Origin of the sequence: Nonomuraea cypriaca, from assembly GCF_015645445.1 — a bacterium.
In the GTDB taxonomy this organism is placed as follows: domain Bacteria; phylum Actinomycetota; class Actinomycetes; order Streptosporangiales; family Streptosporangiaceae; genus Nonomuraea; species Nonomuraea cypriaca.
The window spans coordinates 1-9827 of the sequence record NZ_JADOGI010000320.1 but is presented as its reverse complement, the minus strand read 5'-3'; the positions used below and the strand labels follow the sequence as shown (position 1 = coordinate 9827).

General features: G+C 68.3%; 10 protein-coding genes. 5 read left to right on the top strand and 5 right to left on the bottom strand.

From position 1 onward, the window contains the following. A partial coding sequence (locus ITP53_RS50690; protein ID WP_195902663.1) for an alpha/beta hydrolase family protein occupies nucleotides 1-1023 on the top strand: 1023 nt, incomplete at its 5' end. A gap of 1098 nt (nucleotides 1024-2121) precedes the next feature. On the opposite strand, the gene ITP53_RS50685 is transcribed toward ITP53_RS50690, so the two are convergent. Then, nucleotides 2122-2274 (bottom strand): DUF6444 domain-containing protein, encoded by a 153-nt coding sequence (locus tag ITP53_RS50685; protein ID WP_456238117.1) that lies wholly within the window; start codon nucleotides 2272-2274, stop codon nucleotides 2122-2124. A 389-nt stretch (nucleotides 2275-2663) separates the two neighbouring features. Next, complete coding sequence (locus tag ITP53_RS50680; RefSeq protein ID WP_236052087.1) at nucleotides 2664-3020, bottom strand: transposase; 357 nt, start codon at nucleotides 3018-3020, stop codon at nucleotides 2664-2666. Between the two features lie 29 nt (nucleotides 3021-3049). On the opposite strand from ITP53_RS50680, the gene ITP53_RS50675 reads away from it, so the two are divergent. The 3 genes from ITP53_RS50675 to ITP53_RS50665 all read left to right on the top strand — a co-directional run bounded on the left by ITP53_RS50675 (nucleotide 3050) and on the right by ITP53_RS50665 (nucleotide 6010). Then, nucleotides 3050-4441: a TROVE domain-containing protein gene (locus tag ITP53_RS50675; RefSeq protein ID WP_195902660.1), complete on the top strand. Its 1392-nt coding sequence runs from the start codon at nucleotides 3050-3052 to the stop codon at nucleotides 4439-4441. Between the two features lie 125 nt (nucleotides 4442-4566). Then, complete coding sequence (locus tag ITP53_RS50670; protein ID WP_195902659.1) at nucleotides 4567-4899, top strand: hypothetical protein; 333 nt, start codon at nucleotides 4567-4569, stop codon at nucleotides 4897-4899. Between the two features lie 100 nt (nucleotides 4900-4999). After that, a complete protein-coding gene (locus tag ITP53_RS50665; RefSeq protein ID WP_195902658.1) occupies nucleotides 5000-6010 on the top strand; it encodes a hypothetical protein in 1011 nt (336 codons plus the stop codon). Nucleotides 6011-6014: 4 nt separating this feature from the next. On the opposite strand, the gene ITP53_RS50660 is transcribed toward ITP53_RS50665, so the two are convergent. From ITP53_RS50660 to ITP53_RS50650, 3 genes are all read right to left on the bottom strand, one after another. Beyond that, a complete protein-coding gene (locus ITP53_RS50660; protein WP_195902657.1) occupies nucleotides 6015-6647 on the bottom strand; it encodes a class I SAM-dependent methyltransferase in 633 nt (210 codons plus the stop codon). A 105-nt stretch (nucleotides 6648-6752) separates the two neighbouring features. Beyond that, nucleotides 6753-7412: a class I SAM-dependent methyltransferase gene (locus tag ITP53_RS50655; RefSeq protein ID WP_195902656.1), complete on the bottom strand. Its 660-nt coding sequence runs from the start codon at nucleotides 7410-7412 to the stop codon at nucleotides 6753-6755. A gap of 91 nt (nucleotides 7413-7503) precedes the next feature. After that, nucleotides 7504-7962, bottom strand: a complete 459-nt coding sequence (locus ITP53_RS50650) for a potassium channel family protein (RefSeq protein WP_195902655.1) — start codon at nucleotides 7960-7962, stop codon at nucleotides 7504-7506. Between the two features lie 847 nt (nucleotides 7963-8809). On the opposite strand from ITP53_RS50650, the gene ITP53_RS50645 reads away from it, so the two are divergent. Further along, entirely contained in the window at nucleotides 8810-9301 is a 492-nt protein-coding gene (locus ITP53_RS50645) for a DUF6653 family protein (protein WP_195902654.1), read from the top strand. Nucleotides 9302-9827: the final 526 nt, after the last annotated feature.

The following is a 9827-nucleotide window of genomic DNA, read 5'->3' as shown; positions in this document are numbered from 1 at the left end:
GGCGCCCACCTGGTCGGCACCACCGCCCTGTACCTGAAAGACGCCTCCCGCCCCGATCCCTGGAACCTCGACGTCGACGCCAGAGAGCTCAAGGTCACCCTGTGGTACCCGACCGAGCAGCGAGACGGGCAGCGGGCGCCGTACATGACGCCGAAGGAATCGGAGCTCACCCTGAGGCGCTTGGGGATCGGGGGCGTCCCGGACGACACGCTGAGCAAGACGCGCACGAACGCCATCAAGGACGCCGAACCCGCGGGCCGGAACCTGCCGCTGGTGGTGATCTCCCCCGGCTTCACCAATCCGGTGATCACTCTCACGTCCCTGGCCGAGGACCTGGCCAGCCGCGGTTACGTCGTGGCCGGGATCGACCACACCTACGAGAGCTACGCCACGACCTTCCCCGGCGGGCGGGTCGCCGAATGCCTCGCCTGCGACAGCGACACCGACCCGGGCTTCGGCACGGGGGTGGTCGCGGGCCGGGCGGCCGACGTCTCCTTCGTGCTCGACCAGCTGCCCTCGAAATGGGACGGTTCTGACCTGATCGACCGCTCCAAAATCGCGATGGCAGGCCAGTCGATCGGCGGGGCCAGCGCCATGGCGACCATGGTGAAGGACTCCCGCGTGCGCGCCGGCATCGACATGGACGGCACCACCTACGCCCGGATCCCCAAGAGCGGGTTCCCCCGGCCGTTCATGTTCCTGGGCTCGCCGCAGCACGTCCCCGGAGGCCGCGACACTTCGTGGGAGCGCGACTGGAAGCTGCTGACCGGGTGGAAGCGCTGGCTCGTGCTGTCGGGCGCGGAACACCAGTCCTTCACCGACGGCCCGCTGATGGCGGGCGCACTCGGCATCACGCCCGCCTACGGCGTTCTGCCCGCGGCGCGCGCCGCCGAGCTCACCCGCACCTACGTGGCGGCCTTCCTCGACCAGCACCTGAAGTCGCAGCCCCAGCCTCTCCTGGACAAGCCGTCATCACGCTACCCCGAGGTCACGTTCTGCCCCGCGACCTGCGGTCATTCCTGAGGCCCGGCACGTTCACGAAGCCATCGAGGGGATGCCGCCGCCCGCTCTGCGCCTGCCGATAATTGCATCCGCCCAGGTCATAACCTTGCGAGGGCTTCGCGTGGCGTGCGCAAGCTCCGGCCACCAGGAGAGGGAAGCGCGTGCGGCATGATGATCGGCCGTGCTCCTTCGCCTGGCCTACCTGACCGTCACGAACGCCTTCGCTGCGCTGCGGCTGCTGCCCCTGAGCGATCGGGACAAGGACGTGGAGATTCTCGCCCTGCGCCACCAGATCACCGTGCTTGAACGGCAACTCGGCACCGACACCAGAGTGAGATTCGCACCTGAGCACCGGGCCTTTCTCGCCGCTCTCCTGACCTCGCTGCCCCGCGAGGCCCTGCGCCGACTGCGGCCTCTCGTCCGGCCGGACACCGTCCTGCACTGGCACCGCGACCTGATGAAACGGCGCCATGCCCATACCTGCCGGCCGAAGCGGCCCGGGCGCCCGCCCACGGTCCGCTCCATCCGTGCCCTCATCCTGCGCCTGGTTCGAGAGAACCCCGGCTGGGACTATCGGCGGGTACAAACTCCACCTGCGGCACGCCCTGCGCGAGTACGAACGGTTCTACAACCACCACCGGGCCCATCAAGCCCTGAACCAAGCGGCCCCGCTGCGTCCCGTCCCCAACCCGATCACGGATTCAGAGCGAATCATCGACCTGAACATACGCGGACGAGACCGGCTCGGCGGCGTCCTCCACGAGTACTCACATGCGGCTTGAACTGCGTGGATGGAATTTTCGGCAGGCGCAGCACCGCTACGTGAAAGTCCTCTGCGGGCAGGGGACGACCTGGCCGAGGGCTGAGTTCGGCAGCGTGTCGTCCTGCGCGGCGCGCGAACGCGCCCCGGCCTCCCGCAGGATCGGGGCACTGCCGGCGAAGCAGCTCGACCATCAGCGGCCTCACGATCACGGACGTGCTCGAACACTGCGCTGGTTCCGACGCCTTCACCTACACCACCGCCACCGCCCAAGCTGGAGCTGAAGGCCACCTCCCGCGATGAGTCGGTACAGGTGGCCCTGGAGCGAACCCGCGCCCATGAGAGGCTACGACGGGATTTCATCCCGATGCCGAGCCACAGGACGGCGGTAACGAGGAGTTCCCCGAATTGCGGTTCTGCCGGCGTTCCAGCTCGGCGACCCGGGCGGTCAGCCGCTCCACCGTTGCTTCCAGCTTCGCGATCGTCTCGCGCTGAGCCTCGATCGTGGCCATCTGCCGGACCACCAGCGATGCCAGCTCGTCATACGACGGACGGCGCTCCGGGGTCTTCGGCACCCAAAGATCATCGCACCTCGCGGACAGCCCTCACGCCAGCAAGATCGAGAGCTACTGAATGCCTGCTCCGGCGTACCGCGCTTGGCTTCTCTTGCCCAGCCCACCCGTCGGCCTGACTGCAGTCCAGAGCCTCGCGCGATTCTTTCTTGATAGGCATCCACACAAGGACCGCGGATCTAATTATCAAATAGAGCTTCAAGCATATAGCCCTCATTTCCAGATTCTTGCACTGTTACCTCGATGCGCCGGCCATCAATCTCCTTACCCACACCTTGTGCAGTGTCAAAAGGGCAGAGACCGTGGTTGAGCTTGGGTTCGCAGGGTGGTTAGGCAGCTCTGTAGTACTCGCTGATCAGCCCGGTGACGGTCCTTCGATGGCGGATCCGGGCGGTCATGTCGATCACCTTGCCTGGGTCGTGCATCGGCGGATGAAGAGAGCCGCCTTGATGCGGGCGGTGATCGTTGAAGTGGCGTTCATACTCGGCCAGAACTGTACGCAGGTGCCGTTCACCGTAGATCAGCAGGTGGTCGAGGCACTCACGACGTAGCGTTCCCACGAACCGCTCCGCGATCCCCACCGATGTCGCGGCACAAGGCCTCCCGGTGCGCCTGCGGCCGACCGCGAGACACGGCTGGGCAGGCTGTGTCACGGTCTGCTCCCTTTTCTCGGGAGGCCCCAACATCCCATCTCGCCGACGGAGTTGAGCCAGCCATGACCACCCGCGCCTCCACGAGCGTGGAAACGCTCAAGAAGGAGATCTTCCTCCTGGTGGCAAGGGCACTCGGCGACGACCACGCCCGCACTCCCACCGGACGCTACGTGGCCCTCGCGACCCGGCTCGCCAGGTCCGACGAGGCCTGGCTGACCAGGATGATCGGCTGGACGGCCCGCCACGCCGTCCTGCGCCGCCTGCGGCTGGCCGCGCTGGCCGAGCTGGTCCAGGCCCGCCTCGAAACAAGCGCCACGGGCACCCGGCATCTGCTCAATCTATGCTTGCACCGCGCCGACGAGCCGGGCGAGCTGCTCGCCTACTGGCTTCACTGGTACGGCAGGGCGCTCCCCCAGCCGGTCAAGCGGGGCGTCGCCGACGCCGTCGTACGTCTCTACGACGAACCGGCCCTGGCCACCTACGACAGCCCCGGCGCGCCGCTGCGGTTCGCCGACGTACTCGCGCTGACGCACCCCGTCCCCCAGGGAGAGACACAGACGGCCGTCTTCCGCCACGCGGTCGCCCGCAGGCGCGGCGACGTCAACGACATCCCCGCCGCGCTGCCGCAGCTGCGCGCCCGCCGCGCGCTGTACTGGATCCCCGCGAGCCGGCGGCCCGCCCTGTTCGAGCGCCCTGAGATCGGCCGGAACCTGGCCGAGGCCGCCATGACCTGGGCCACCCTGCAACGCTGGCTGCTCGGCACCATGACCGGCCCCGCCTGGGCTGCCGTGGTGCCGTCCATGTCCTATCAGGACCGGCTCGCCCACCTGGCCGACTTCGACCGCGACGGCCTGCCCGACGAGAGCGCTCATCAGGTGGCCGAGGACCTCACGGCGCCCGCGTCGGTGCTGCTGTCCGGGGTGACACCGCTGGAGGTCTACCCCGCCTGGCGGTCGATGCGGGGTACCCGCTGGAGCCGAGCGCTCGGGCTTGCCATGGATCTGTCGCTGGTCAACGTCCCGGCGCTGCCTGGCCGCACGCTCGTACTGATCGACCGCAGCGACCTCATGGCCGGCCCCGGCTACGGCGGCCTGACCCGAGCCGAGGCGGCCGCCATCCTGGGGGCGGCGCTTGCCTGCCGCGCCGCCCGCGCCAAGATCGTCGTTCTCGGTACGACCGCCGCCACGCTACCGGTACGGCCGGGGCAACGGCCCCTGGACCTGATCGACCGCTTCCCCGACGCCGGCGGCTCGGCCCACCCCGCGCAGGCCATACGCACCCACGCCGCCGGATACGACCGCGTCGTCGTCCTCACCCACCCCGACCAGGCAGCCGAAGCCGCCGAAGCCGTCACCGGCCCCGGCCAGGAACACGTGATCACCGACGCCACCAGCGGCTGGTTCACCGCGATCCCCCACGTCGAGATGGCCCGCACGGCTGACTGGCCCTTCTGACCGGCGTCAAGATCGCGAAATGCCGCGCCGCGTTCGCGTAGAGGTTCTGTCAGGACCGGCCCGTTCGGGGCCGGCGCGAGCGAGGCTGGAGAGATCACCCGAGCGAACGAAAGCGACGCATGCCGATGAATCCCAGTCCGTGGGCTTCGGAGGAACCGGTCGACCCGCACGTGGTGGAGATCGAGCGGGCCCGGCTGCGGGAGATCAGGTCCCGCCTGCCCGAAGCCGCCAGGCCGCTGGACAACGCGCTGCCCGGCCTGGTCTCGCTCACCGTAGCGGAGTCGGCCTTCACCTCATTCACCTACTCGCTGGCTCTGGCGTACAACGAGGTGGAGGCGTTCACCATCGCGGAGGTCCGCCACCGCGCCGACGACGTCGTACGGATCCAGGACGGCATGACCGCCTCTCTCACCACCTGGCAGGACGCGGAGCAGGCGAGCATCCTGGCGTGGAAATGAACTTCGCCGACTGGCCCGGCGGAGCCTGGAGCTGGGTACGGGCGCGGCGCTGACGCCGTCGGTACTAGGCGTCCCGGCGGGGTGGCCGTTCGTCGGCAGGATGTACATCCACCAGTACCACCCGCAAGCATACTTCGACGGTGCGGCCACCTGGCTCGCGGTACACGACGACGTGGTCGCCACCCGGCTGAACGTGGACGCCCTCGTCGCCGAGGTGGCTGTGACGAGCTGGCGCAGCGAGGACGGCCGGACCTTCCAGCGCCGCATGGACGCCTACCTGGCCGACCTGCGTAGCATCGAGATCCGCGCCGTGATCACGGCCCTCGTCCTGTACACGGTCGGCGGAGCGCTGGTGGCGATGATCTTCTTCCAGTTCCTGGTCGCCACGGCCATGGCCGCAGTGGCGCTGTGGGTGGTGACCGCGGCCGTCACGCCGCTCAGCCTCGCCGCGGCCCGGTTGACCGCCATGCAGTGCCTGATCAAGCTTTTCGAAGGCTACCGGGCGGTGGAGTCGCTGCTCGACACGCTCCTGCACGGGTGCGCCGCGGCATTGAGCGCGACCGTGGTCGTGGACGTGGGCTACGAAGCCGCCCACGACGATCCGTTCTCGGCGCGCCTCGCAGAACCGCATCCGGCACACCACCGCGTCGGTACGGCGGCGCAGCGCCCTGGCCAGCACGGCACCACGCTGGTTCTGCAACATGCGTCGCCAGGCGTGCTCGGGTTCCGCCTCGGCGATGAGCACGAACACGTGCGGCTCGGGCACCTGCTCAAGGTAGGCGAGCAGCGGCTCGTCCAGGCGCCGGTGGGCGTCGAAGAGCTGCACCAGTTCCACGCCCGGATCCCAGCGATCCCAGTCCTCGATGAACGAGCGCGCCTGCCGTTCGTCCTCCGGGTGGGTGATGTCGACGGCCACCACCCGATCGCCCGGCGACAGGGCGGCGGACAGCGCGTCTCGGGTCAGCCGGGTGACGGCGTGCACCGGCACCACCACCAGCGAGCGGCGCGGCTTGGGCAGCATCGGAGTCTTGCCGAGTTCGAGCCGCGTGCCGATCCGCTTCCCGGCGCCCCAAGGGGACAACGTACAGGAAGGACGGTGCGAGCGGTTTAGACCGTCAAGGAGCGTTATGGGCGGCGTGCGGCTCCGAGGACGTGAGTGATCCCGTCGCGTTGGAAGCGGTCGATGCGCTCGATGCGGAACCCGGCCCGGGTGATGAACCGGGGGTGTCGCGAGCGGGATGGCAGCCACCCGCGGCCAGTGCCCAGATGGGGCTGATCAGCCGCTCGGCCAGGGCCGCCAGTGGCTTGCTCGACCGTACGTGCTCGTGGAAACGCAGCTCACCGCCGGGCACGAGCACCCGCATGATCTCGTTGAGCGTCTCGTCCAACCGCGGTACACAGCACAGCACCAGCGAACTGACCACCACATCGACGGAGCCGGTGGGCACGGGGAGCCGCTCGTAGGATCCGTCGGGGAACCTGATCGGTATGCGACAGCCTTGGCAGCCTTCCCTGGCGAGGTCCCGCAGGCCGGGATCCGGCTCAACGACGGTGATCTCGAGCACCTCGGGCGGGTAGAGGAGGAACTTCACTCCGTCTCCCGCGCCGAACTCCAGCACCGCGCCGGACACTCCGTTCAGCAGCCGCTCCCGCTCTGGGGTAGGGCATCCACTCCAGGACACGGGACGCGGATGATGGCACTGCTCGATCCCGGCATATCTGACATCGGGCGGTTGTTTCGGCGCCATGAATCTCCTCTGGAAGGCCTGAATACGACGACCTGATGCGCCAAGACCCGCAGGACGCCTCACTACGCGCCCTCGCCGGCTCCACCGACATTGTGCGGTCTGGCCTCACCTGGGCCTGGCGGCACCGAGAACGTGGCTGAAGCGGCGGAACACGAACCGGTCCAGGCTCTCTATGACGAAACCCGCCTGCCGGATGACGTCCACGATGTCACGGGCAGGATGGCAGCCTCCGGAGGCTCGGGACCAGAGTGGGGTCCCTAAGCTTTCAGCCAGGGCCAGCGCAGCCTTGCCGGAGCGCTGGTGCTCGTAGAAACGAAGCTCGCCGCCGGGCGCCAGGACGCGCCGCACCTCCAGCAGGGGTTCGGCGGTCCGCGGGGCGCAGCACAACACCAGCGAGCACACGACGGCGTCGCAGGAGGCGTCGTCGACCGGCAACCTCGAAAGGTCGCCCGGCATGACCAGGATCGGGGTCGCGAGGTCCGCTGCGACCCGCTGGGCTGCCGTACGCAGGAACGGGTCCGCCTCCACGAGGACGATCTCCTCGACGCCCGCCGGGTAGCAGCTGAGCTTCACCCCGTCGCCCGCCCCGATCTCCAGGACCCGCCCGCTCAGCCCGGCAAGGAGTTGCCGGCGCTGCGGAGTGGGTTCGCCGCCGCCTTCACGATCGGCGCAGACCGGTCTCGGATGGTGGAACTGTTCCATGCCTCCGCCGAACCAGCGCCCGGTGTCCGGCGGATCGACGAAATCGCCCATGCGTACTGCCATGTCTCCTCCTGAAAACCGCATTCCCACTATGCGGCCGGATGGCTCCGGGAAAGCGCCATTCCTACGCAATCCTGACGGGCTACGCCGCGATTCATACGTTTCCCTGACGTGCGCCATAGGACGGCAATGCGGCGGCCCATTCCGCCATTTCGGTTTGTGGCAGTAGGACACGGTGGGCGCCGACTCGTTTGAGGATTCTCGCCCGGCGGTGGGTGACCGCCCTGACGCAGATGTCCGCCACGCCCATCTCGGCGAGGAGAGACGCCGTCAGAACGCCGGCCTCGAGGTCTGACATGGCGACGACGACCTGCTCGAAGAGAGTGATGTCCAGCCGGCGCAGCGACGCCAACTCGGTCGTGTCCGCGACGGCCACTCGGTCAAGACGACCCGCCAGGCCGCCGACGACCTCCGGGTCGCGGTCGACTCCCAGAACGCGCCAGCCGTCCTCGGTCAGGCGCAATGCCACCGCCCTGCCGAAACTCCCCAGACCGAGCACTGCCACGCCGTCGTTGCCCTTTTCCACGGAGGTGAACATCCCTTTCTCGCCCATTCTTGAGCTCCCGGACACCTCAATACTGGACGGAGCGCGTCCTTTCGTCGCGTCAGAAAAACATCAACGCCCGTTAAAAGTCACCGGAATCCTCATCTGCTGATGGGCGGGGGCGTCGAGAGCGGTGGAGTCGATCCCATCCCTGGCAGCACCAGCGCCAGCCGCTCCGCGGCCCGCAACTGCTCTCGCCGGTCATTCAACACGCCACCTCCCTGGGGACGCCAGCGGAACGAGCGACGCGAGGAGGAGCAGGAACACCACGACGTCGAGGACGGCATTCTGGGCCGCAGGCCAGCACCAGCGTCCACATCACCAGCGTGATCGCGGCGGGGCGCTGCGCGCAGCCCAGGTTACGCAGCTCTCTGGGCAGCGTCTGATCGAAGTAGCGCCGTGACCAGCCACTGTCCGTCCCGCCCGGAGGAAACGGGTGTGTTTGACGAACCCGGCGATCGCCGCGAGGGCGGTGACGAGCACCGCCCACGCGGGCACCTAAGGGAAGGCGTCAGCCAAAGAGCTTGTTCCATGCCTTCTTGATTCCGGAGCCGATGGAGGGCGGCGTTGATCACGGGCTCGCGAACTTTGTCGTAGCCCCAGATCGCCGCGTCATCGACCCAGCCGCCGAGCACACCAGTGGGTGCCCCACAAGGTCAGATTGGGGCTGAGCGCCTGCCGCCCTGAGTGCGGTTGCACTCCACCGTCGACCCCGATTATGGCGGCGTGCTAGCGTATAACCCAATATCCGATTCGGTCATAGAATGAAATCACCTAGCGCCTCCGGCTGGACCCAAGCCTGAAAGCCACCCCCACCCCCTCATATGAGGACTGATCCTCTCGAACGGAGATCGACATGGGCGCTGCGTCGAAAGCGGCGGGCACCTTGCACATGAGCGACGAGAGCTGGAAGCGGCACGCGAACCCCTGGAGCGTGTGGACGCGGTTGGCCGCGATCCCGCTGATACCGGCGGCGATCTGGAGCAGGGAGTGGCTGGACTGGTGGTGCCTGGTCCCGGTCGCCGCCGTCATGGTGTGGCTGTGGCTGAACCCGTTCGTCTTCCGGCCGGTCCACACACCCACCGCCTGGTCGTCCAAGGGCATCTACGGTGAGAAGCTGTGGTTCAAGGACAAGTGGCCGGTCTCGGCCGACCATCGCCGGATCCAGCGCCTGCTGATCGTGGTGGGCGGCCCGGCCGGGTTCGCGCTGATCGGCTATGGGCTGGTCACGCTGGAGATCTGGCCGACCGCCTTCGGCGCCACGCTGATGGTGCTCGGGCAGCTGTGGCGGATCGACAGGTTCGCCCAGCTGTACGAGGAGCAGAAGCGGATCGGTGCCGTGCAATAGGGCGCCGGGCTCTCGTTGATTGGTCCCGGGTGGCGGGTGGGCGCCTCCGGCAGCCACCGGCCACTTGTGTGCCGTACACGACTTGCCGTACACGACCGAGGAAGAATTGCGTGCTGGCGGACCCTCGCACCCACGCCGGTGGTGGATCCTGGGCGGCGGCCGTCGCCTACCTGACGCTCCGTCCGACACCCGGCAAAGCCGGCCCCGCTCGCGTGGCACCCGAGGTTCATGAGAAGCAGCCCCGGACGCCCAACCCGAGATGACGCCCACCACAGCGGTACACGGCACCCCCACACCACCGGTCTTGGGCGCACCGCCGGCGCTCGTCCCCATGGCGCGGCGCGTGGTAGGAGCCCGGTTAAGCTGTAGTCCAATATCCGATCTGGCCATAGGTGGATTTCGTGGCTGTTGCCTTTACCGACGAGGAGCGGGCGCGCATCACCGCCGGCTTGCTCGATGCCGCCGAGCGGCTGTATGCCTCCCAAGGGCTGAAGAAGACCTCGCTGGAGGAACTGGTGGCGCCGGC